At 50.7% G+C, this 24,255-nt stretch carries 18 protein-coding genes; 4 read left to right on the plus strand and 14 right to left on the minus strand.

Going from position 1 to position 24,255, the window contains the following annotated elements; translation table 11 throughout:
* Positions 1–175: 175 nt before the first annotated feature.
* The 11 genes from AK95_RS17300 to AK95_RS17355 form a co-directional block, all read right to left on the minus strand.
* Entirely contained in the window at positions 176–5,293 is a 5,118-nt protein-coding gene (locus AK95_RS17300; protein WP_071221153.1) for a choice-of-anchor I family protein, read from the minus strand.
* A gap of 160 nt (positions 5,294–5,453) precedes the next feature.
* Positions 5,454–6,200, minus strand: a complete 747-nt coding sequence (locus AK95_RS17305) for a tyrosine-protein phosphatase (RefSeq protein WP_071221154.1) — start codon at positions 6,198–6,200, stop codon at positions 5,454–5,456.
* A complete protein-coding gene (locus AK95_RS17310; protein ID WP_235613139.1) occupies positions 6,197–7,030 on the minus strand; it encodes a carbohydrate ABC transporter permease in 834 nt (277 codons plus the stop codon). Before AK95_RS17310 ends, AK95_RS17305 begins: the two co-directional genes overlap by 4 nt.
* A 15-nt stretch (positions 7,031–7,045) precedes the next feature.
* Positions 7,046–8,011 (minus strand): carbohydrate ABC transporter permease, encoded by a 966-nt coding sequence (locus tag AK95_RS17315; RefSeq protein ID WP_071221156.1) that lies wholly within the window; start codon positions 8,009–8,011, stop codon positions 7,046–7,048.
* 20 nt (positions 8,012–8,031) lie between these two features.
* Complete coding sequence (locus AK95_RS17320) at positions 8,032–9,345, minus strand: ABC transporter substrate-binding protein (protein ID WP_071221157.1); 1,314 nt, start codon at positions 9,343–9,345, stop codon at positions 8,032–8,034.
* A 54-nt stretch (positions 9,346–9,399) separates the two neighbouring features.
* The gene (locus AK95_RS17325) at positions 9,400–10,224 is read right to left on the minus strand and encodes a metallophosphoesterase family protein (protein ID WP_071221158.1); all 825 of its coding nucleotides are present in this window, start codon (positions 10,222–10,224) and stop codon (positions 9,400–9,402) included.
* 3 nt (positions 10,225–10,227) lie between these two features.
* Positions 10,228–11,244 carry a metallophosphoesterase family protein gene (locus AK95_RS17330; protein ID WP_071221159.1) on the minus strand — a complete coding sequence of 339 codons (1,017 nt, stop codon included), beginning with the start codon at positions 11,242–11,244 and terminating at the stop codon, positions 10,228–10,230.
* A 302-nt stretch (positions 11,245–11,546) separates the two neighbouring features.
* On the minus strand, positions 11,547–12,197 hold the full coding sequence (locus tag AK95_RS17335; RefSeq protein ID WP_071221160.1) for a GntR family transcriptional regulator: 651 nt from the start codon (positions 12,195–12,197) through the stop codon (positions 11,547–11,549).
* A gap of 508 nt (positions 12,198–12,705) precedes the next feature.
* A complete protein-coding gene (locus AK95_RS17345) occupies positions 12,706–14,325 on the minus strand; it encodes an extracellular solute-binding protein (RefSeq protein WP_071221162.1) in 1,620 nt (539 codons plus the stop codon).
* 33 nt (positions 14,326–14,358) lie between these two features.
* On the minus strand, positions 14,359–15,240 hold the full coding sequence (locus tag AK95_RS17350) for a carbohydrate ABC transporter permease (RefSeq protein ID WP_071221163.1): 882 nt from the start codon (positions 15,238–15,240) through the stop codon (positions 14,359–14,361).
* 15 nt (positions 15,241–15,255) lie between these two features.
* Entirely contained in the window at positions 15,256–16,146 is an 891-nt protein-coding gene (locus AK95_RS17355; protein WP_233355163.1) for an ABC transporter permease, read from the minus strand.
* Positions 16,147–16,509: 363 nt separating this feature from the next.
* Between AK95_RS17355 and AK95_RS17360 the strand changes: the two genes are divergently transcribed.
* On the plus strand, positions 16,510–18,777 hold the full coding sequence (locus AK95_RS17360) for a helix-turn-helix domain-containing protein (protein WP_071221165.1): 2,268 nt from the start codon (positions 16,510–16,512) through the stop codon (positions 18,775–18,777).
* Between the two features lie 151 nt (positions 18,778–18,928).
* Positions 18,929–19,414 (plus strand): capreomycin N-acetyltransferase CpaA, encoded by a 486-nt coding sequence (gene cpaA / locus AK95_RS17365; RefSeq protein WP_071221166.1) that lies wholly within the window; start codon positions 18,929–18,931, stop codon positions 19,412–19,414.
* Positions 19,415–19,554: 140 nt separating this feature from the next.
* Here the strand turns inward: cpaA and AK95_RS17370 are convergent, their stop codons facing one another.
* Together AK95_RS17370 and AK95_RS17375 are read right to left on the minus strand one after the other, a co-directional pair.
* A complete protein-coding gene (locus AK95_RS17370; protein WP_071221167.1) occupies positions 19,555–20,067 on the minus strand; it encodes a GyrI-like domain-containing protein in 513 nt (170 codons plus the stop codon).
* Between the two features lie 57 nt (positions 20,068–20,124).
* The gene (locus tag AK95_RS17375) at positions 20,125–21,075 is read right to left on the minus strand and encodes a helix-turn-helix transcriptional regulator (protein WP_071221591.1); all 951 of its coding nucleotides are present in this window, start codon (positions 21,073–21,075) and stop codon (positions 20,125–20,127) included.
* Between the two features lie 242 nt (positions 21,076–21,317).
* Here AK95_RS17375 and AK95_RS17380 point away from each other — a divergent pair, with 242 nt between their 5' ends.
* Both AK95_RS17380 and AK95_RS17385 read left to right on the plus strand, forming a co-directional pair.
* Positions 21,318–21,800 (plus strand): PH domain-containing protein, encoded by a 483-nt coding sequence (locus AK95_RS17380; protein ID WP_071221168.1) that lies wholly within the window; start codon positions 21,318–21,320, stop codon positions 21,798–21,800.
* Positions 21,793–23,469 carry a PH domain-containing protein gene (locus tag AK95_RS17385; protein WP_071221169.1) on the plus strand — a complete coding sequence of 559 codons (1,677 nt, stop codon included), beginning with the start codon at positions 21,793–21,795 and terminating at the stop codon, positions 23,467–23,469. Before AK95_RS17380 ends, AK95_RS17385 begins: the two co-directional genes overlap by 8 nt.
* Here AK95_RS17385 and AK95_RS17390 read toward each other — a convergent pair.
* Positions 23,464–24,102 carry a TVP38/TMEM64 family protein gene (locus AK95_RS17390; protein ID WP_071221170.1) on the minus strand — a complete coding sequence of 213 codons (639 nt, stop codon included), beginning with the start codon at positions 24,100–24,102 and terminating at the stop codon, positions 23,464–23,466. The genes AK95_RS17385 and AK95_RS17390 overlap by 6 nt on opposite strands.
* Positions 24,103–24,255: the final 153 nt, after the last annotated feature.

Consider the following 24,255-nt stretch of genomic DNA (forward strand, 5'->3'; position numbering starts at 1 on the left):
TACAACTCAGAACGATACCAGTGGACATTAAAAAAGATGACCCCCGATGAATTCAGAGGTCATCTGCTTGCTAGCTAAGCTCTAGGCGGTTTATTTCAAACTGTCCACAAACTGGGTCACAGTTCACAGCAACCTTAAGGACGGTCTTATAATTTCTAATGAATTCCTGCTTCGCTTAGTTCATAAATTTCAATGCTGCCAAAGTACGTTTCAGAACAAGTGCCGCTTGCGCACGGGTAACCGAATCGAGTGCTCCGAAATGACCATGGTTGTCACCCCGCAGGATGCCTTGCTCCGTAAGTCTGGCAATATAGGCAGCCGCCCAGGCAGGGATGGATGCCTGATCTTTGAATTCAATAATGGCATTCGCACCCTGATCCGATAGGCCTGTCGGATTCACCGCCTCCATGGCCCGGGTGATCATGACAGCCATTTCCGCTCGAGTCATGCTGGCATTGGGCGAGAAGGCCCCCCCAGTGCCGCCCTCGATCAAGCCGTAACGCAACGCTGCGCCGATCTCGCCGGCATAACCGGAGGCATCCTGAACATCCTTGAATGCTCCGCTCTCGATGACCGGACTAAGTCCCATCGCGCGGACCAGCATAGCCGTAAACTCTGCTCGCGTGATTACTTTGCCCGGCGCGTACGAGTTAGCGTTAACTCCGTTCACGAGCAGCTTGGAAGCCATGGATTCGATTTCCGCTTTCGCCCAGTGGCCGTTTAGATCGGCAAAGGTCTTCTTATACTGCAGCAGTGCGTAAATGCCGTTTCCGGCATGCTTCACTTCGATAGCCGGTTTACCATTCCACGTCGTCGCTGTAGCCGGTACAAATCGGAAGCTTCCCGCATCTGCGTCAAAAATTACCGCAGTGAACGAATTCAGAGCTGTTGTCCCTGCCGGCAGCGGCAGGATACGGCTGATTACGCGATTCCCAAAATCCTTCAGTTCTTGCTCTGCGCCTGGTGCTCCAACCGCTACGCCAAACTGAAGCGCTCCGCTTCCTGCCATCGAGGCGCCCATGGAAGCTGCCTTGCTTGTCATAGCATCCGCTACCTTGCTTGCTACCGGAGCCACGGATACCTTCACTTGGATGCTCCCGGAGCCTTGTGCCGGCTTCAAAGCCTCATCCAAATGTAGAGCCGTTACTGGAAGACGGAATGCGCCAAGCGCGGTCTCCAGCACCAGGGTCACATTCGAATTCTGTTCCATGGCCAACTTCAGATCTGCTGCCGAAAGGGATAACTCGGCGGCACGGTTCAACTCTGGAGCTCGAATAATGAGCTCCTGCTTCCCGTTCGCAGACAATCCGGCAACTGCCTTCTTCCACGCCTCTTCCTTCACCGTAATGCGGTCCACTGCTCCGCCTGCATCACTTATATTCAGATCCTTGCCTGCCATTACGTTTGGCAATGATGTGTTTCCGCCAGAGGAAGGAGGATTAGACTGTGATACCGGCGGTGTTACGGAGCCGCCTCCCGACCCGCCTGATCCTGATCCAGGAGAAGAGCCGTCGCCCGGATTCGCCGGTTTCTTCTGCTCCGTAATTCTACCCTCGACCTTAGGCGTAACCTTACCGCCCAGCTTGTTCACATACTCCATGAAAATTTCATAATCCGGGTAACCCAAATCCTCGTTGTATTTTCCTTCGGCAATCGCATCGGCAAAGGATTTATATCCATCCCCGCCCTTGGCTACAAAGCTGTTCGTTGCCATCCGGTACGTCTCGGTCAATACCAGAGGTTTGTAGCTTCCGTCCTTCATGATCTGTACGTCGAACACTTTATCGCCTGCCGGAGCGCTAGGATCCCATTTGAATTTCATCCCGGCGATTTGCGGGAACTTTCCTGGCAGATCCGCCAGTTTGGCACCGCTTATTCCGTTCTCCAATCCGTCTTTCAGCTGCTGTCCGGTGACGTCCATAACAAACAGCGTATTTCCGAAAGGCATCACCGTACGCAGCTCGCCCATCGTGATTTCGCCCTCATCGATTGCGGCGCGAATACCTCCACCATTGGTGAGGGCAATATCAGCATTTTTAAGCTCTTTGGCTTTAGTCAGCATGCCATCCGCAATCAGATTGCCGAGATTCGTCTCCTTGGAGCGGACATTCTCGCGTTTGCCGTCAAGTACGACGCCTGCAGTACCGATAACCTGCTTCATCAGTTCTCCCAATTCCGCTTTGTAAGGAGCCAGCATATCCTTGGCCTGCGTGTCTTCCTGGACCGTACTGTCTACCGGAATCAGCTTGCCGCCGAGTTCGCCGTCGCCAACGAGAACAACGCCGTTTTTGTCAAACTGCAGGTCTACCCGGCCGAGGAACTTGCCCCATTCATTCGCCTGCACGATGACGGTTGGTGTACCGTGTTGACTGTCCGTCACCACTTCCGGTGCATTGAGCGTCGTATGGGTATGGCCTCCGACAATGAGGTCGATGCCTTCGACGGCCTCGGCCAGCGCCTGATCTTTGGCATAACCCAGGTGAGACAAGGCGATGATCTTATCAAGCCCGTCCTTCTCCATCGCTTCAACCGTTGCCTGGGCCGAAGTCACCGCATTGCGGAAGACTACGTCTTTCCCCGGGCTGGACGTCTCGGCCGTATCCTCAGTCGTTAGGCCGAATACCCCGACCCTTTGGCCGTCAACCAGCAATGTTACGTATGGATATACCCCGTTATTTGCCGTTGTCTTTGGCTGATCGGTATCGATCACCGCCGGCTTACGAATCAGGTGCGAGATGTTAGCATCCTGACTAAGATCCACATTCGCGCTGACAAGCGGGAATTGCGCCTTGCTCACGAAATCTGCAAGCGTCTTGGTTCCTTGATCGAATTCGTGGTTACCGAACGTCATTGCGTCATAACCCATATAGTTCATGAAGGCCAGATCCGCCAGCCCAAACCATTTGGTGAAATACAGATCGCCGGAGAATACATCCCCTGCATCCAGCAGCAGGCTGTTCCCGCCTTCGCTTCGGACCTCCTGAACCAGCGTGGCCCGTCTGGCCACTTCCGCCAGATGCGCATGGGTATCATTGGTATGCATCACTGTTAACTTCCACGGTTCTCCATCCACTGAACCGTCCGTTACCTTAACCGGTACTTCCGCTGATCCGTAGCCATCCTTGCTCAGGACGGTAATTACGGCTTCACCAACAGATACCGGCGTGACCAGGCCGTTCGAATCCACGGTGGCTACCGTTTCATCGGAGGAACTCCAAGCCAGCTCGGTTGAACCGCCTTGGATCGGCTCCACGCTCGCCTGCAACAGTTCCGGTGCGCCGCCTGGACTCAGCTTCAGCGATGTCTTGTCCAGCGTAATTTTGGTCACCTGGAGCTCCAGCAGGGCCACCGTTCCACTGACCTCATTAGCGACCAGCAGCAGCGGTCGTCCTGTCTTGCTGTCCGCGGCCGGAATAAAGTCCAGTCCCTCCGGGCCGGAATCCGACTCAATACCGCCGTTAAAATTCCGTGTGTTGATATAGTTCAGAAACGCAGGATCGGATGGATTCGTGACATCATACGTCATAACCCCGCCAATGCGCTCCAGTCCGACAAAAGCCAGCGTTTTCTGTCCGACCTTACCCACGGCAACATATTCCGGCTCAGGTCCTTTCTTGGCGCTGCGACTGTCCAGATCAGTTTTGTCATTGCTGGCATTGAAATGATTCGGCAAGCGCTCGGCCGTAATCTTCTCAAAATCACTGCCGCTGTCGTACACCTGGGACATGTCGGCTGCATTCCAGATGGAGAATGAACGACCCCCATACAGATATAGCCCTCCAGTGCCCATATCGCTGGCAACTTCAACCTTGTCATAGGTGGTTCCCTTGTCAGCCAAAAATTGAGCTGCCGGAGACAACGGATCCAGACTAGGCTTCATTTTGCCAATATTGCTTTCATTGCTTCGGTCATCCCAGCCAGTAGCATCCCCTTCGTTCGCGGACAGGATATACTGCTGTCCGTTCACGCTGTAGGTCGCAATTCCGTCCGGCATATACATGCCGTAAAAAGGAACGTTCTCAAACTTGATTTGTCCATCCTTCAGGAGGTCGAGCTGGTTCTCTGGTTGATTGAAATCTTTATACCCGAGCCCTTTGACCGATTGAATACGCTTCGCGGCGATATCGACCACGGCAATCGCATTATTCTCCTGCAAGGCGACATATGCCGTCAGCTCATCCTCGGACAACGAGATGTACTCGGGTTCCAGATCACGAATCGCTTCACCTTTGGTTCCGGTGCTGCGAATTTGCCCGTCCGCTTCCACAGGTCCGCGAATATGTACCAGATCGTCAATAATCGACGGGTCATCAAACTTCAGATGACTTGCTTCGCCTGATAATGTGTCGATAATCGTAATGCTTCCTTCCGGATCAGGAGCGGTCTCCGTACGAGGCTCGCCTTCATCCGCCGTCAGGATATAACGGCCATCGGACGTATATTTGACCATGTCCGGCTGGATGCCGGTTTCATAAGATTTGATCAAGCCGCCGTCATAATCAAGTACCAAAACCTTGCCGGCTTTTGCATGATCCTGCTCCTGTACAGCGACCACAACCTGCTTCGTCTTGGTGTTGATATCCACGCTGGTCAGGTCTCCATACAGGAAACCGCCCGTGCTCGCCAAATCTTCTACATTGATCTGCTTGTCCTTCAACAAACTGCCGTCAGCGCCAAGTGACACGATTTCGAGACTTGCCGGCTGGGTTGAACCATTGACTAGATAGAGCTTTCCGTTATCTTTGTTGTATTTTACAATTTCCGCCACGCCGCCATCCTTATTGGAGGTACCTACGGAATAATGACCGATCATCCTCATGGCCAGCTTGTCAGCCACCGGATCTGGGCGTTTCCCCAATACTTGCAATTTCACAAGCGACTGAGCGGTCGCAGGTACGGCTGCGCTATCCTGCACCGTTACCTCAACGGTATATTCGCCCTCTTGCCCAGCAGCAGGCGTACCCGTAATGAATCCTGTATCAGACGCAATGTTAAAGCCTGCCGGCAGACCCGTCGCCGAGAAGGTATAGGGCGCTTGTCCACCATACACATCAACGGTTACCGTATATGCCTCTTCTGCATGCGCATCCGGAAAGATCTTATCGGTAATGCCGAAATCAACGGCAGCGATATCGATAGCTGCATCTTGTGATGCTGTTTCCGCGCTGGCCGTCTGGAGTATCTCCTGTCCCTCTTCAGCCATCACGGTGCCTGCCGAAAATAAAGAGGCCATCGTGATTTCCACCGCCATCAACAGCGAGACTACTTTCATGCTTTTATGCTTCAACTCCATATCCCCTCTTCTATCCTTATTTAATTCCAAGTGTAAGGAAGAAGTGTTAACGCATGCTCAATATCAGTCACGGTTTGTGTAAAATGGACGCTAAGCAGCAAAAAAGCCGCGACATCATTGTCAGCGGCTTCAGCCTCATTCTTCAGGATAATCAGAGCATCTACGTCCCGATCAGCTTGTTTTTCAGTATATCTAATTGCTCTTGCTGCACACCAATGCTGGTAAGATAGCTTAACGCACCGCCGTAACGGCTGTATAGATGTGACATCATCCGCTCCATATGAGCCGGGTCACAGCCTAAGAATTTCTCATAGTCCTCAGCCGAGATACCAGCCGGTCGTCCTAACCGCAGTTCATCCATGATGGGTGCAAGACACTGGCTGGTCAATGCATAATCCTCAATGATCGTCTCCTTGGGAACACCTGCAAGATCAAGCAGCAGCGCGGATATCATCCCTGTCCGGTCTTTGCCGGCCGAGCAGTGAAACAACACAGCTTCGTCGTTTGACTCAGCCATCAGAATCATCACTTCACGAAATAACGGACCGCACATATCGAGCATCATGACATACAGGTCACCTAAGGAGTTAATCATCGTTCCGGATGGATGAGCAGGATTAAGCAGGCTCACGTTATAATAGGAAACCTTCGAATTCGAGGCAAACACATTAACGGCAGTTTCCAGCTCCTTCGCATTTCTCAAATCGATCACCGTTGTTATGTCCCGGCTGAGCAGATCCTTCTGATCCTGAGTTGTTAGCTTGTGCAGTCCATCTCCCCGATAGAAACGTCCCCGGTTTACGATTCGCCCATCCCCGGTACGATACCCGCCAAGATCACGTACATTAAATGCCCCTTCCAGCGGAACCACCCGTGGTGTCATACTCACATCTTGCTGAATTGTCATTTCAGACCACCCTTTACAAAGGAATCAATAATTTGTCTCTGCAGTACCAGATAAATAGCCAGCACTGGAAAACTGGCAATCGTAGTTGCCGCCATGAGAGGTCCCCACATATTGGCATCAGACGATATGAACATTTGAAGCCCCTTCTGTACCGTTGAGTTTTCCAGCTTGGTTGTCACAAGCAGCGGCCAGAAATAATCATTCCATACCGTGATAAACAGCAGAATTCCTATAGAAGCAATGGAGGAACGCAGGTTAGGTATCATGGTTCTCCACAGCACACCCCAGTCGGTTGCTCCATCCAGATGAGCCGCCTCAATCAATGCTTTGGGATATGATTTAAACGCATGATACAGCTGCAAAATCGCAAAGGCAGAAACGATATTTGGCACAATGAGCCCCATTAAGGAATCTCTCCATCCGAGACCGCTGATGACCACATAATTAGGTATCATAATGACTTGAAACGGCACAAGCCAGGTCAAGGCAATCATACCATATATCAGGCGGCTGCCCCTGAATTGCCACCGCACCATCGCATACGCTGCCAATATGCTTGTAAGCAGCTGCAATAATGTTTGGCTGACTGCCACCAGCATGGAATTGCTGAGCATGCGGGCCATCGGAATCGCGTTCCAGGCCTGTACATAGTTGTTAAAGGTCCATTGGGCAGGCAGCAGGCTCGCCGAGAATACCTCCGCTTCCGGCTTGAAGGATGTAGCCGCCATCCAGTAGAGCGGAAATACAGCCAAAAAGCTAAGCAAGAGAAGCAGCGCATGTTGGCCTATGGAGGATATTCGATCTTTCATTGAAGTATATAACCTCTGCACGCTTACCTTCCTCCTCTAGTTATCATAGAATGAGAGCTTCTTCGTTAATTTCATGAAGCCAAAGGCCAAGAGCCCGAAAGCCAGGAAGAACATAACGGCAGCAGCGGAACCTGAGCCAATGTTAAAGGTCTGAAATCCATAGGTCCAGAGCAGATAATAAATATTCGTGGTCGAGTTGAACGGGCCGCCTTGTGTCAGAACATTGATATACGCGAAGGTCCATTCCGCAGCGAACAAGGTGCTCATCATGGTCATAAACAGAATCGTTGGCGACAGCAGCGGCAGGATAATGCTCCATATAACCTGGAATCCGTTGGCACGATCCATTCTGGCCGCTTCGATATACTCCTTATTAATGCCAGTGAGCGCAGCCGAGAAGATCAGTGTACTGAAACCGATCATTTTCCATCCTGTTATAAAAATAATGCTCCATATCGCGATACGCTCATCTGTAAAATAGCGGATGGGCTCATCCATCGGAATAAACCGGCCCAGCGTTTGATTTAATATGCCGTTCGTCGGATGCAGAATCCAGCGCCATACCGATGAAACCGCCACCGGAGCCATGATCATCGGAAGGAAAATGAGCGCACGATACACATTTCGTGACCTCTTCCCGATATTGTCCGTCGCAATAGCAATAAATAGCGGCAGTATAATGGAAAACGGGAGAACACCAATCATATACAGAAGCGTGTTCCAGATGGATATCCCCATCTCCGGAAGCGAGAACAGCTGCTCGAAATTTCTCGTTCCCACATAGGTTTTTGGAGACGTTGGCAGCAGGTTCCACTCATAGAGGCTTAGCCGGAATGTTTCCACCAGCGGTTTATAAATCCAAAAGCCAAGGGAAAACAGGGCTGGCAGCATGTACAAATACGGCTTGAATCCTTTTAATCGCTTCTTCAGCTTAGCCTGGTCCCTGGTCTTGGCGGAGGGAGCAGCGGAAGAAGATGGGGCTCCGGCAATCTCATAACTCATGTTCGCTTACATCTCCTTCGCTATGGCATTAAGGCTTGAGCCCGCTCCTCGGCACCTCGCATAATCGGTGCGATGTCACCTTGACTGATAATAGCCTCTGATACCGCGTCATTCAGAATCGTCTCGATTTGCTTCCAGTTCGTTCCCGGATAGGACACCCATGGCTTCAAGCTCTCCAGCTGTTCCAGATTCGGTTTTATGAGCGGATTGGCTTCTACCCAGTCTTTGAGGTAGGCAGGGTCGTCAACAATGGCTGGCCGAAGCGGTAAATACCCAATTTCCGACGTAATGATGGTATAACCGCGTTCGCTTGTAGCGAATTTAAGAAACTCCCATGCGGCCTGCTGCTTCTCCTTGTCGTCTGATAGAATGAACAAGGCGCTGCCGGAGTTGACCGGCGTTGTCTCCCGGTCGCCAAAGGACGGCATTTTGCCGGCTTTCAGCTCCCACCCGCCACCTTCTGCTGCTGCAAGCAGTGAGCTTTGCAGCGCACTCGTGAACAGCAGCATGCCGACCTTGCCTTGACTGAATGCTTCGATCGCTTCGCCGTCGTTCAGTTTGCCATTTGCGCCGCTGGCAATCAGATCCTGCCACATTTGAATAGCGCCAATGGCCTCAGGCTGTCCGAATTGCAGAGTCGTCCGGTCCTCGGACAATACGCGCCCCCCATTGCTTCCGATGAGGGCTTGAATAATCCAGTCCCCGCCCGTGGCTCCTCCTACATGAACCCCGGATGCACCGGATGACTTGGCTATTTGAAGGCCGTACTCTTTCACTTCCTCCCAGGACTTCGGTGGCTGCTCCGGATCAAGACCTGCCTTCTTGAAGAGATCTGCATTATAGAACAACACTGGGGTGCTGAAGGTGAACGGAAGACCATAGGTTTTGCCGTTCAGTTGACCCAGCTTCAAGCCATTCTCCGAGAAGCCCTGAAAGTTGGATGCCAATTCATCGGCGGGAACGATGTCCTCCAGGGGTTTTGCATTGAAATTGTTAACCGCAAAATCCAGGCCATCGAATGTAATTTGGGCGATGTCCGGCGTGGAACCTGCAACAATATCGGCTTGTACCTTGGAATTGATGTCTGTCGAAGACACCGGAATCGGTTCGATATCGATATTCGGGTGAGCTTCTTCAAACTCCCGAATCAGCTTTTCGGTACCTGGCACCTGGCTTGCGATGGCCAGATTGTAGCTATAGAACGAAACCTTGATTTTCGTGTCCGATGCAGCACTGGCTGTATCCTCCGTCGAACCGGCATTGCCGCAGGCAGTAGAGGTCAATACCGTAAGCAGCAGGGCAGCTGCCGTCCACTTTTTGCTATGGTGTTTCATACTCCATCTCCTTTTATATGTAGATTAATTCGGGGGAGGGGCTTTAATAGCTGCTTACGAATGAGCTTGTTCCATCTCCATCTTCCATTCGAATACGAGCCGCTGCTCACCAGGCATCGCCATCGGGTGAACGATCATCCGGCCGTCTTTCACCAAAACCAGATTGTAGCCGCTGTTATCAATAAACTTCATGCTATGCGCTGCTGTCGGTTCAATGCCGAAGGCTACGCCGGTAGCCGCCGCGCTTGGAATCCCCTCGAACAGTCCGATGTTATTCACGTGAATATGCCCGGATAACAGTCCGATCACATCGCTGCCGGCAATGGCATCTGCCAGATCCTGCGGATTGCACAGCAGGTGGCTGTCCATTAGCGCTGTGGGTGTGGGCACCACGGGATGATGAAGCACGATGATGCTTCCCTTCGGTGCAGGAGTGGAGAGAGTCTCCCGCAGCCATTCCAGCTGCTCTTCATCCAGATGACCCTCATTCAACCCTGGAACCTGGGTGTTCAGCACGATGAGCCGAAGCCCGGATTCCATGACCGAATAATAATAGGATTCTTCAGTGGGCTCTTCCTCCAGATAACCCTCCCGGAAATATGGACGGGAATCATGGTTCCCCAGTGCAAGATACAGCGGCACACCGAGTTTAGACATCTCTTCCTCCAGCAGCAGCCGTAAATAGCTGTAATCCTCGACATTGCCGTCTTGGGTCAAATCACCGCTGATCACAACAAAATCAGGCTTCCGCTCCAGCTTTTCCAGCTCGGTAAAAACATCACGCAGCTTTTGAGAAGCATCGATTTTAAATAATGGGTTTTTCCCCGGAATATTAATATGGGTATCCGTCATGTGAACAAAGAACACCGTATCCTGCATCGTTTATACCTCCTGAGGTTCTAAATGTTGACCCGACGAACTCGGTTTATAAATTCCCGCTTCCTGCACACCATCCAGTTGAATAACACGATAGGAGGGCTTGCCGCCACGCATGTTGACCCACAGCATCACATTTTGACTTTCAGGGCCGGTGCCGTGAGCATGTCCCCCCGTTCTGCCAAGCTGAATATATTCCCGATTCCCTTCCGAGCTGTACTCCATGGCATGCAAATGTCCGGCAAAAATCGTATACGATCGGGAACCCAGCATTTCCTCCAGCCTTTTGAACTGCGGATCTTCCGATTTCCAGCCAGGCTTATGCATGCTCACGAAGGTCCATCTGGCATCCGAGTTCTCCTCCAGTATGATTCTCGCAAAGTCCAACTGCTCATCGCTGATCGACAACTCAATCCGTCCCAGATCTTGCAGCTGATCTTCAGGCAAAAGAGTCAAGATGTCCTGGTAAAATGCTTGCATATGCTCGTCCGTACTCGCTGGGTCATGCTGTATCTGAAAGGTTGCTTTTTTAATAATGTCTATAAACGCATCAGGCAGCTCAGACGGCGGGTCCTCCGTATTCAGCATAAGATAGAGGATATCGCCGATACGAAAAGCATAATATTCTAAACCCTTCCGTTCCCTCCATACATCCAGCATCACTTGACTGCCGCAATCATGGTTGCCGACTATTTGGAAGAAGGGCAAACCAGTTGCTTCGATAAGATGGTCGATCTCATCCCATTCCGCTCTGGCAGATGACGCTTCTCTCCAGTAGCCTTCAATCAAATCCCCAACACTGAGCACAAAATCCGGCTTCAAATCACGCACGGTCTCGAGCGCCTTTTCAAATATGCCCGCTGTTGCCATACCGCATCGGTCACCTAATACCGCGAAGCTGAAATCCTCTGTTGGAATATCCTTCAACTCCCCAAACCACGGACGCCGATCCGTCGTCCCGCTCTCCGACGCAAACCAAACCGCATGCTCTCCATTCATGTGCTGTAACTGAAATGGTTTCATGATCATACCCTCTTTCGGAAATGGTTGTTTTTCATCGCTTCAACAACAAGTATGCAGGTTGTATGTAAGTTGAAAACAAGAACTATGTTATTCCATTGTTAATTTTCCAGCATTGAATGTATCCCGTAAAATGAAGGAATCAAACATAAAATCCTGTCACGTAAGCATAAAAAAACGCCTTCCGGGGTGTCGAAACAGCCCAAAAAGCGTTGTTTGGTATGCTTCCAGTAATACCTTGATGGAAGCATACGTTTTACATTATTGAAATAGATGTATCTTGGATTCCTCCGAAAAACAGCGGATTAAAAAATACTGCCCCACATCAGTTTCTCGGCCATATAATGATACTGCTCGCTCAGTGCCTTCTTGGCACCGGCTACGTCATGCAGACATAACCTCTCATACATCAAACTGTTGGTTGCGATGGCCCATTCCGGTTTATCATCCGGATAGCGCTTGCGGTGGGATACCATCTTGGTTAGAAACTTGGTCCGGTACATGCCCAGGACACCCACCATATAATCATTACGGAGCGTCCGCAAAATGCTCTCCGTAAACAGCAAGGAATTATCGTAGTATCCGAAGTTGTCATTCTGTTCCAGTGCAGCCTTTTGCCGATCCAGACAGAGACGAAGGGTCTCCAAATCGAAGGACAGCTTTCGTTCGATAGCTATATCCATGACGAATAACTGCATGGATACAAGCACCTCAAAAATTTGATAGAATTGCTGGAAGGAAATCTCCTTCACAAGCACCCCTCTGCCCTTAAAGGATTCAACCAGACCTTCTTTTTCCAGTATGGAAATGGCTGCCCGTACCGGGGTCCGACTAACACCGAGCTCTTTAGCCAGTTCGTTCTCTGACAGCATGGTTCCAGGCAAGTACTCACCCTTGATCATATTATCACGAATCGTGTCGTACACTTGAGCTTCTAAAGATGGTCTATGCTGCATGGACTTCTCCTTTAAATAGATGAATACAGTAACATAGTGTAAGCCTATCATATACAGTCGCTCTTTAAAATAAGCAAACTACCCGAACGGTTTGAAGAGGACGGCACTTGATCAAGAGATTTTCCCACCTTAATCAAAGGCTCCAAAATGCCGCATCGTTGCTATAATTATCAATATAACCCAACGTATGAACAGAATCGCCCACATGATAAGGAAGCCTTGAATCAATCGCTCAACAATCCATTCGACCTTCTTAATTGAGGTATATCTTCGCCTAGGTTTGAAAAACCAATGGGCCAACCCTTTGAACGCACCTATAACAATTAAAACGATTCTCACGCGGCTGACTTCGCCCTCCTCCTGTAAATTGATATTCTCAGTCTGTTACCGTAATCTGATCTTATCACCCCATTTGGGATATTTCACCAATTATTTGAGCAGGCAAAAAACGCGATGCAGGAATCTCTCCACACCGCGTCTTTTAAAGGATCTAACTGTTACTTACTACTTACTCCGCCTGGTAGCGCTCATAAGCGGCCTGGTAAACCTCCATGTATCGGTCCAGTCCCATCTTGTTGAGTGTATTCACATACTCATCCCATTGGCTGAACGAGGCCGAGCCGTTCACGAATTTCGCTTCCATTTCCTTAACGTAATCCTCGATATCTTTACCGATCGAGGTCATGACGTCCGTTTCCTCCAATGTAAAGTTAAAGTTGTACAGGATCTCCTTCACGGCATACGGCTCTGCCTTTTCGGCTGCGGCCATGGCGTTAGGTCGTGTCTCCGAGGCTTTAAACCATTTCTCCCGTACAAAGCCCGGATAGCTGCCCCCGAGCCAAGTGAAATACTTGGCCAACGCCTGATCCTGCGTTAATCCATTTGGATTCTCCGTAATCTCCTTCACATACTCCAGTTGGCCGTCAGCGTTCTTCGTAAATGTCTCGCCTTCTTTACCCATGAAATAGAACTGGGCGCCCTCATCCCCGTAGAAGTAATCCATCCAGCGGATCGTTGCTTCCGGATTCGGGTTCTTATCGGTAATCGCAAATGCACCTACGTGAACCATCGGCACTTTGACGTGGGAATAGAGCTGATCACCATGCGGTCCCTTAAGCGCCCCGAGCCCGATGTATTCTTTGCGACCCATCACCATCTCCGGATTCGGCACAATTGTGGCACCGAGCAGGCCCTCCTGCCCTTTGGCATTCAATGCGCCGCCCTCAATCGTGAAGATCTCTTTATCGAGCAGTCCTTCCTGGTGCAGCTTGTTTACGAACTGGAGCATTTCCTTATACTCCGGCAAAGCTTTGGTGAAGCGAAGTTTTCCTGTGTCCGGATCTATGTCCACCAATTTATGGCCAAGTCCGCTTGTGCCAAGTCCCCAAGAGCCTTTCAAGTGATCGATGATTCCGGTAATGCCTGCTGAAGCGAAAGGAATCTCATCATGCTTTCCGTTACCGTTTAGATCGGTTTCTTTTACCGCCTTCAAATACGCATAGAATTCTTCTGTCGTCTGCGGCTCTTTCATCCCGAGCTGATCCAGCCACTCCTGATTAATCCAAATCGGTGTACCAATCAACATGGAGAGCAGCGCAGGATCGTAGAAAGAAGGCAGGGAATAAATGTTGCCGTCCGGCATCGTCAGGCCTTTTCGAATATCCGGGTACTCTTCCATCAGCTTTTTGAAATTCGGTGCGTATTTATCGATCAGATCATTCAGCGGTATAAATACTCCTTGCTCCCCATAACGGGTTAACTCTGCGGAGCTGACCCTTGCGGAGTAGAATACATCCGGATAATCTCCACCTGCCAGCGCTAAGTTCCGCTTCTCGGTCAGGGTATCGAATGGAATGAGGTTCCAGGTCACATTCACATTGGACATCTCTTGATAGGTTTTCCATACGAGCGTTTCCTCGAATTTGCTCCCGTTTGATGGCGACTTGCCCGTGAAGAACGTCAGATCGAGGGGCTCGTTCACAATCGGCATGCCGGTCTCGTTAAAATTGGCTTGCGGCGTCTCACCCTTATCCGTTGCACCTTCCCCGCTTTTACTACCGCAGCCTGCCAGCAATCCGGCTGCCAGTACAGCTGCCAATGTGAGTGAAGTCCATTTTCTCATCACCATAAAATTCAATTCCTCCTCATGAAATGTACGTAATCAACCTTTAATTGCACCAATCATAACGCCCTTCACAAAATACTTTTGCAGGAACGGGTACAGCAGCAGCATCGGCAGATTCGTCACAATGACCGCCGCATATTTGATGGCTTCCGCGTCCATCAGACTTCGCGCCAGTGAATCATCGCTGATATCCACCATCTCCTGCATCTGTCCCTGTACCAGAATCTCGCGCAGGAACAGCTGCATCGGATAATTGGCACGATCAGATAAGTAGATCAGCGCGCTGAAATACGAATTCCAGTGACCTACGGCGTAGAACAGCACCATCACGGCCAATATCGGTCCGGATAACGGCAGCACAATCCGCAGCAGTACCCGCATATTGGACGCCCCATCAATGAACGCGGCCTCCTGCATTTCCTTCGGAATGGAACTCTGGAAGAAGGTCCGCATGATGATAATGTTCCACACCGATACGGCCGAAGGAATAATGATGGCCCAAATCGTATCCAGCATTCCCAGTTCCTTCACCAGCAAGTAATTGGGGATCATCCCACCGCTGAAGAACATGGTAAATACAATGATTAGTGTAAATACATGTCGACCCTTGAAATCAACCCTGGAGAGCGGATAGGCTGCCGCAATGGTCATCAGAACATTCAGCGCCGTTCCCGTCGTGGTATAGAGCAAGGTGTTCAGAAATCCTCGTACAAGCTCCGAATTGGCAAACAACCGCTCATATCCGACAAATGACAGCTCCTTGGGCCAGAGCCATACTTCCCCTCGCATGACCGTTTCTGGTGCACTAATGGAAGCAATAAGTACAAAAAATAAAGGATACAGTACAAGGAGCGTGATAAAAGATAGTATAATGTAAATAAATACTCCGGCTATTCGTTCACTTCGGCTTTGCGGCATACGCATCATTCCTCCTTACCATAGGCTGTTCTCGCTGACTTTTCGGGCGATCCGGTTTACGGTAATCAGCAGGATGAAGTTTACAACGGAGTTAAACAGGCCAACCGCAGCCGAGAAGCTGTACTGGGCACCCAGTATACCACTCCGGTATACATTCGTAGCAATGACGTCAGACGCTTCCATATTGAGTGAATTTTGCATCAGGAAGATCTTCTCGAAGCCGACGCCCAGAACGGAACCGATGTTCAGAATCAGCAGAATGGTCATCGTTGGAGCAATGCCCGGCAGATTGATATGCCATATTCGCCGGAACCAGCCTGCTCCATCCACCTTGGCCGCCTCATGCAGCTGCGGATCAATCCCGGCGAGTGCCGCCAAGTAGATAATAGAGCTCCAGCCCATACCCTGCCATACGCCGGACCATACGTAGATGCTCTTGAACCAGGATGGCTCCGTCATGAAGGCGATCGGCTCTCCGCCGAAGGAGGTGATAATCGAATTGACCAGGCCGCTGACCGGCGACAGGAACATCATGATCATGCCGACGACGACCACCGTAGATAAGAAATGGGGTGCATAAGTTACGGTTTGTACAAATCGGCGGAACCGGCCCGATCTGGCTTCATTAATCATCAATGCCAGGATAATCGGAATCGGAAATCCGACCGCCAGCTCATATAACCCGATGCCCATCGTATTTTTGATAATGCGCCAAAAATAAAAGCTGTCAAAAAAGCGTTCAAAATGCTTGAAGCCTACCCATGGACTATCCATAATCCCTTTGTTCGCAATAAAATCCTTAAATGCAATCTGGACGCCATACATGGGTACATAATGAAATACAATGAAGTATAACAGAACTGGTGCAAATAAAGCGTACAGCTGCCAGTTTCTGCGAACCTGCATCATCCATCTTCGCCAAGCACTTTTCCTGCGAATGTTTGAATGCGCTTCCAAGGTGTTTAGATGACGTTGTAAAATCGGCAATCCCCCCTCTTTCGTCTATGCGTCTTCGTGTGTCTTAAAGGTCCACGTCTGCATCATAAACGACCCGAACGCATATGGGGTATTGACCATTTTAATGATGTCTCGCCTTTCATTGGATGGATGGGCAGAAGCGCCGTTTTCCTAAAGCATTGCTTAAAATCTAAAATATTGACTATCCATTTTTTACGAACGATTAACATGAATCGGGCACAATCCTTAACACTTGTCCTATATAATGTTGTGAAACCTTGAACGTCAGAAAAATATAAAGGGGGGAAGGCTGTGAATTGGATCAGACATAAAAGCCGCAGTGTATTCTTTAAAATTTTTCTGAGCTTTCTGGCCATCATCGTGTTATTCGGATTGTTCTATACGGTCATTTTCCAACTCTTTAAGACCAGCCTGCAGAAAGAAATCATCGATACGAGCCAGCAGGCGGTTCACGATACGGCAGAGCGGTTCAACAACCAATTCAGCAGATTGCAGGTATTAATGTTCGATATATACAATCAATCCGAATTAATCGGCTTCAATAATCAGCTTCGCCACCAGGCCGGAAGCGAAGTCAATTACTTGAAGGCTCGAGATGTGATGATGCAGATGCGGAGCGATATCTATAACCCGCTGTTCTTTCTGGAGGATACCCTGATTTATCTCCGGGAGTTTGATTTTGTACTGAGCAAATCCGGAAGCGGCGATGCTTCCTATATGTTCAATCGTTCCTATGCAAGCCCGAGGTATCCTTATTCGTTCTGGAGCAGCTACGAGGGCCCTCAGGAATCCTTCAAACTTCTCCCTGCGGCCACTTATCGAGTCAACAACGATTTGTCCGAGAAAACACTGATGCCTTTTGTCTACAAGCAGCCGGACAGTCCTTATGAGGTCATTGCCCTTATCGATATCGACAAGGCCGCTCAGTCCTTCTTCGGCGAATCCGATGATCGTGCACTCGCCATTCTGAATGACGAAGGCCAAGTGCTCTATACGCTGGGCTCCATGAACCAGGATCAGCTTCCGACGTTTGAAGCCGGACAGAAGGCCGTGCTCAAAGATGGAACCTACTATTTTGCCGAAGCCGGGTCCGATGGACTGACCTATGTCTCCGCCGTGCCTTACAGCCATGTCTCTTCGCAGCTCAGCCGGTTAACCGGCGGTTTGCTGCTCATCTTCTGCCTGTCGCTTGGCGTGGCCCTTGCCGCTTCCTTTTTCCTGAGTCGCAGATTGCACAAGCCGGTGAAGCAGATTTTAACAACCGTGCTGAACAGAGCCAACAGCTCATCCATGCCGGAATCCGGAAGCATCACCGAATACGATCTGATCCAGAACCGGATTCAAGAGCTGTTCCGGGAGAAGGAAGAAATACGGGAGCGCATGAACAAGCATAAATCCGTTCTAACCAGCTACTCTTATATTAGTCAGCTGAAGAGCATCAATACCGATATTAGCGAGTGGGAGGATTTCCTGTCGGACGACGGAAGCTTTATCGTGGTTCTGTATCACATCCGTTTCCGGATGAATCCGGTTTATGAGCTCCCCCTCCAGACCGATCAGGCCGTCCGCCATATGCTGGAGCATATTCATCTGATCACGGCAGAACGCTATCCGGGATCCCACACGTTCCAGATCGAAAAGAATGAGATCGTATCCATCTTTAAACGGGAGGAAGCCGCCCGCCTGGAGGAACTGCTGCAGGAAATCAAGGACATGTTAAATGAGGAAAAGGAATTGTTCCTTGTCACCATCGCCGTCAGTTCCCAAGTGAGCCATTCGTCCGAATTCAATCAAGCCTACCATCAGGTCAAAGGACTGACCGCACAGGCACAACTCTTGGAGGAATCACAGATGGTAACCAAGCAGCGGGTCCTCCCAAACACTGTCAACCTAAGCCCGTCTCAGGAAAAAGGACTGCTTGACGCGCTGCAATCCGGCAGCGACAGCCGTTCCTTGCAAATCATCGATCAGGCGCTCGAGGCCATGCAGCGCAAGGAGGCCGGCATCTCGCAATTCCGTTTCTTCGCCGATTCGGTCGCTTCCAAGATTCTAAGTTATATGGAGACGGCCCAGATTGACAAAACATCTGTCCAATCCTTAAAGCAGTGGAGCGCAAGATTGGCAGAATGCCATTGCCTAACAGATTACCAGGGGGTATTCCGTCAGCTCGTCGAAGCCTCCTGCGCCCTCATTCGCAAGAAAAAGGATACTGGCGAAGAGCCGCTCATCGCCATGTTCATGAACATTATCCATAACCAGTATGCCGATGATCTGTCTCTCGACTATCTGTCAGCCAAGCTGAACCTGTCGAGCGCCTACCTCTCTGTCTATATCAAGGAGAAGACCGGTCTTAACTTCAGCGACCATCTGCTTGGCATCCGTATGAACAAAGCGAAGGAACTGCTGGCATGCACGGACTTGACCGTCAATGAGATCAGCCAGCGTGTCGGCTATCTCAACATTACCTCCTTCAACCGGACGTTCAAGAAGGCCGTCGGCATGACGCCGGGCGCCTACCGCAGGCAGCATGTGGTGCAGACCCATGCCAGCGGATCATGAATGGTCGCTGTGACAAAAGAAAACCTTCTCTTCTCGGCGTGGCGGGCATATGCCCGGCCATGTACGCGGAAGAGAAGGTTTTTTCGCTTCCAAATCGAATTAAAGTATATGGGGAAGAAACCTATATCAACAAACCCAAAGGATGAGAATAATGCCTCTTCGTATCACGGCCATGACCGAAACGTATGCCGATCAAATTATGCAATGGAGCTATGAACCTCCCTATGATTTCTACAACAGCGAACCGGATGAGGAGTTTCGGAAAGAACTTCTGGAGTGCTCGTATTACGCCATACTGGACAAGGAAGGGCAGCTCTTCGGCTTTTGCTGTACAGGCTCATCAGCCCAAATTCCGATCGCAATCCCGTTAGGTGCATATGACGAGGATCTGCTGGATTTCGGACTTGGGATGAAACCGGAATCGACCGGACAATGCCGGGGAAAAGAGTTTCTCTCGTTCGTGCTGGCATCCATCGCTGAATTTCACAAGCGCCAATCGTTTCGGCTGACCGTTGCCAAATTCAATGAACGAGCCATTCGCTTGTATACCCAGCTGGGCTTCTCGGAAGTTGCAACGTTTGATTATGGCGGCACTACGTTCATAACGATGATCAAGAAGCCGGGCTCCGGATTGTAAAATAAAGAGGGTAATCCCGCTGCGGGATCACCCTCTTCTTCATCATTGGCCAATATCGCGTATTCCCGGGTTAGGTCATATCATCCGAAGAATAGTCGCTTTCCACTCCAGGCACTGGAACGCCCTGCCGATATTAACTCCTATTCAATCGCGATATATACGTCCACCACAGTATTCGCAGGATCAAACTGCTGCATGTCATAGCGTTCGTAATCCCCGGTATACGTCCTTTTATCGGCTGATTGCTGGAAATAACTCCAAATTTCATGCCACACCTGCGGAACGACTTCCAGCAAAGGACCACGTCTAGTCCGGAATACCATGTACTTGGCTGCCGGGACGGCCGCCTGCTGCAGCTCCTCGGTAGAAGCCGCAACTACCACAGCTTCATCTATCCTGTTGCCTATAATTAAGGTGTACGCCCCGGATGCATCGCTCTCGTAATCCGTGTACAACGCATAGATGGCTTGATCCTTATCAGATAATTGCGTCTGCAACCCGCTTTGGAAATACCGATCCCATAACTGCGGTATTTTGCCTTGCGGTCCTGCCTCCGCTTCGTTCGTCGTTCGAACGCCGACACCCTGAATGAACATGGCGGGTCTAGTCTCGACCCATCGTTCACTTTGATTCTGCTGTTGACTATGACTCATATGTTGTTTCCTCCTTGAGATGAATATATTTCAATTTTAAAGAGGTAACGTGGACATCTATCTGTCCTGGTTAACGTAGCGCTGCATAATCAATTGCGCTCTTCGTTTCACTTTCTCGGCTGCTTCGCCTGGCTCCTCAATCAGCACCTGATCACCAAAGCTTAGTATCATGCTGTAAAACCATTCATCCAATTTGTATAACACTCGAACGCGTAAAGAGCCGTCCGGGTTGACGGTTACTTGTTCGGACGGAAAAATATCCGCCACCCGCTGACGCGCGGCAGCTTCGAATAGCAGCACCGTCTCCTGCTCCAGCGCGCTTGACCAAGAGGACTCCCATTCCAAGCGTTCCATACTCGGTATCATTCTTGTCTCCGAAGTCTCATCCAGCATCTCGATATGCTGCATGCGCGATAACCGAAAGATTCGAAAGTCTTCCCGCTCCAGGCAAAAGGCTTGTACATACCAAATATTGCCCTTCAGAATCAGGGATGCCGGTTCAATGGTTCTTCGCTCCGCGTTGCCCCGATTATCGATATACTCCATCACGACCCTGCGCTTTTCTTGAATAGCCTTTTTGAGCAAGCCCACGGCCGGTTTCAGTCCTTGACGCTGTCCCCAAGGCTGAAAGTCCATGACCACCGGTTCCCTTCGATATTCATCGCCAAGCCCCTGCTCTACCCTGTGCAGCAGCGATTTTACCTTCTCAAGCAGGATGCCCATCTGCTGATCCTCCAGTGCACTGCTCATCCCTTTAACCGCTGTAACCAGCGCACTCATCTCCTCGGCGGACAGCCAGTACTTGTCAATCATATAATGCTCCATAATTTCAAACCCGCCGGATATTCCCTGGTGGGCCACAATCGGGATCCCGGCTTGGCATAGCGTATCCATGTCGCGATATATGGTTTTGCTTGATACTTCAAACCGATCGGCCAACTCCTTGGCGCTCAGTCTCCCCCGGTTCAGAAGCAGGACGGTTATGGCTAATAGCCGGTCTATTTTCATTACACGCGATCCTTTCATTCTCGATCATTTCAAGTTCTTCCTTAACTCAAGCTTAACAGATTCAGCATATGTTCATGCAACCGTTAGGTCAGGTTCAATTGCTCGTTAGCCTGTTATGCTACAATGATAAGCACGGCAAGCAAGTCGGGAGACGGGATGAAACGAATCCTTCCCGAGCAACGTAGACATACATATAAATGCAAGGACTGTTTGAATCTTAAACATCAAGGAGGAACATACATATGGACAATCGGCTTGACGCTATGCGCAGATGTCACCCGGACTCCGTAACGATCTCCCGCATCACGGGTTTCATTACGGATGGAGTGATCCTGCTCGCTGCTGCAGCTTATCTGATCATCGCCGCTATATTCGGGTGGACCCTGATACCGGGCTGGATCACCATCGGACTGCTGGTTCTCGGAGCCTGGTTTACTTGGGCCGTGCCCTCTTTCACCTACAAACAATTCGGCTTCAAGGTAAGCGAGGAAGAGTTGGAGCTTCGCTCCGGCTGGATCTGGCTCAGTGACACCCTTGTCCCGATGACGCGTGTACAGCATGTGGAGCTTGAGCGAGGGCCGCTCCTTCGTAAATATGGTCTAGCCAAGGTAAAGGTCGTTACCGCCGCAACGACTCATGTTATTCAGGCGCTCAAGCTGGAAGATGCAGAGGAACTGAAAAAACAGATCGGCGAGCTGGCCAAAGTGGTGGATCACGATGAATGAACCGACAAGACTGCACCGGCTGTTCATCCTGTTCCCGCTCGTAGGCAGCGTAAAATCACTCATTCCCATCGCCGCTCTCGTATCCATCAAATTCCTTAACGGAAAATCGCTGCGGGACATCCCTTGGTACTGGCTGTCCGCCGTCATCGTCATCATGGTCTCGCTTCTGCTTCTGTACGGGTATCTGAAGTGGAAACGCTTCGTCTATACGTTAGAAGAGGACAAAATCCTCATCCGCCGCGGTGTTCTGTTCCGTGAGGAGCTGTCCATCTATACGGGCCGCATTCATTCTATGAATATGGAGCAGCCCTTGCTGCAGCGTATACTGGGACTTACCCAGGTCCGAATTGAAACACCGGGCAAAACGGAAGGCGGCGGCATACTGCCTGCCATCACCAATAGCGAAGGCGAACGGCTGCAGCGCTGGCTGCGCGAGCAAACCCGAACAAGGCAGACGGAACGGGAGGTTCACCAAGCTCATGAGAGTTCCGACCCAACCGATCAGAGCTTTCCCGCTCCGAGCGAGAGGGCAGCTGTTCAACCGTCGGAAACCCGAGAGAATCACGAATCCATTCAACCGTCGAATCAGAACATGGGATACGGAAGCGGTCTTTTGGAGGATTCCGATTCCGGCGGCGCCGCCGGGAGACATACCGCAGACGATCCAGGGACGGCAGAGGAAGAACGCAGCACGCTGCTCCAGCTATCCTCCGGACGCCTGCTCATTGCCGCGCTCTCCTCGCCCAACCTGTCACTGGCTTTAGCCTTTGTAGGCGGTATTATATCATTTGCCGATGACCTGCTCCCGGATCAAATGTACCAATCGCTGTTTCAATCGGCAGGGAAGCTGCTGCCCGGGAGCTGGATCAGCATTGCCGCGGTGGCGCTTATTATATCCTGGCTGCTCTCCGCCGTGCTCTACACGATCAAATATGCGGGATTTACCGTCGAGCGCATCGGAAAACAAATCTCGGTCAGCTGCGGGCTGCTGGAGAGAAAAAGGCTGCTCTTCTCTCCCGAACGAGTGCTGGCCATTACCGTAAAAGAAGGCGTATTCCGGCGCTGGTTCGGTTACGCTGAAGTGAAGGTTCATGTGCTTACGTCCGAGTCCGACAAGCATTTCATGCTTCATCCTCTACTGAAGACCGTAGATATTCCAGCGCTGCTGAACCGGGTCACACCTCAATTCAGCGCTCAGCCTATTACCGCTTCGCCGCCGCCCCGCGCAAAATGGATGTACCTGCGGTGGAAGCTGGCTTTTGCCGCGATCGTTAGTGGCGCATGCATTTGGTATTTTGACAGACTCGGTTTGTTATCGCTTCTGCTCCTCCCGCTCTCGTTAGCTTGGGGACTCCTTTCGCACCGGGATTCCGGACTTAATGTAACGGACAAACAGCTGACGATCCGCAGCCGTTTCATTGCAATGTCCACCAGGTATATACGCCGGCCGCAGATTATCGCCATGGAGGTCAGCGGTACCCGCAGACAGCGAAGAAGAGGGCTCCTGTCTCTGCAGGTGAAGATGATATTCAGCGAGATCAACGAAAGCTTAAACGGCATGGATCAGCGAGAGATCGAGGCGGTTCGGGCATGGTTCCAAAAGAAAAAGGGCGAGACCTCCGCATCTGCAGAACGAAGCGGTCCCGCCTCATCCATTGAGCAGTTATAACCGTTTGCCCTCCGTTCTTCCTGAACGGCCAAAGCCTGATAACCGATAAACCAGCAGGGTTATCGCGAGAAATACGCCGTATACCCCAATGGTTATCATGATGTGGGAAGGGTCGGTCATCAGATGATCGCCTACCATCGAGAACAGCAGCATGGCAGGGATTTTGCCTAGCGCGGACGCGATGCTGTAAGATGCGAACGTTACCTTGCTGAGAGCCGCGTACACATTGATGACAATGGAAGGAATAAACGGGATCAACCGGGTAAACAGGATGGTCATAAAGGCGTTTCGTTCGAACATCGTTGTCACTTTTCCCAGCCTGTTATAACGGTAAAGCACCCGGCCGCCCCATTCCTGAAACCCGTATCGGATAAACATAAACATAAGGATGGAAGCAACGGTAGAGCCGACCCAAGTGACGATTCCACCGATAACCGGCCCGAGGGCAGCACCGATTACACCTCCTACCACCGGATAAGGGATCACCGGAAACAAGGCCATGATGACAGCCATGAACATGATCAGCGTCATACTATCTGTCGATCGAATCCAGACCAATATGGTATCTCCATAAAAATACACAAGACCACCTATGGCGGCGTAAACCAATGCCATTCCTAATTTCTTGAACATACACCACACTCCAGGTCGTAATGCACCTATTGTATCACGCAGCATGTCCATTGGAACAAACGCAAAAGGGACGCCCCAAGGCTATAAGCCGGGGTGTCCCTTTTTCCTGATGCGGGCCAGTCCGCCCTCTAAAGCGACTCCTTACTTAGGGAA

This window comes from Paenibacillus sp. LC231, from assembly GCF_001860525.1.
Lineage (GTDB): Bacteria > Bacillota > Bacilli > Paenibacillales > Paenibacillaceae > Paenibacillus_AQ.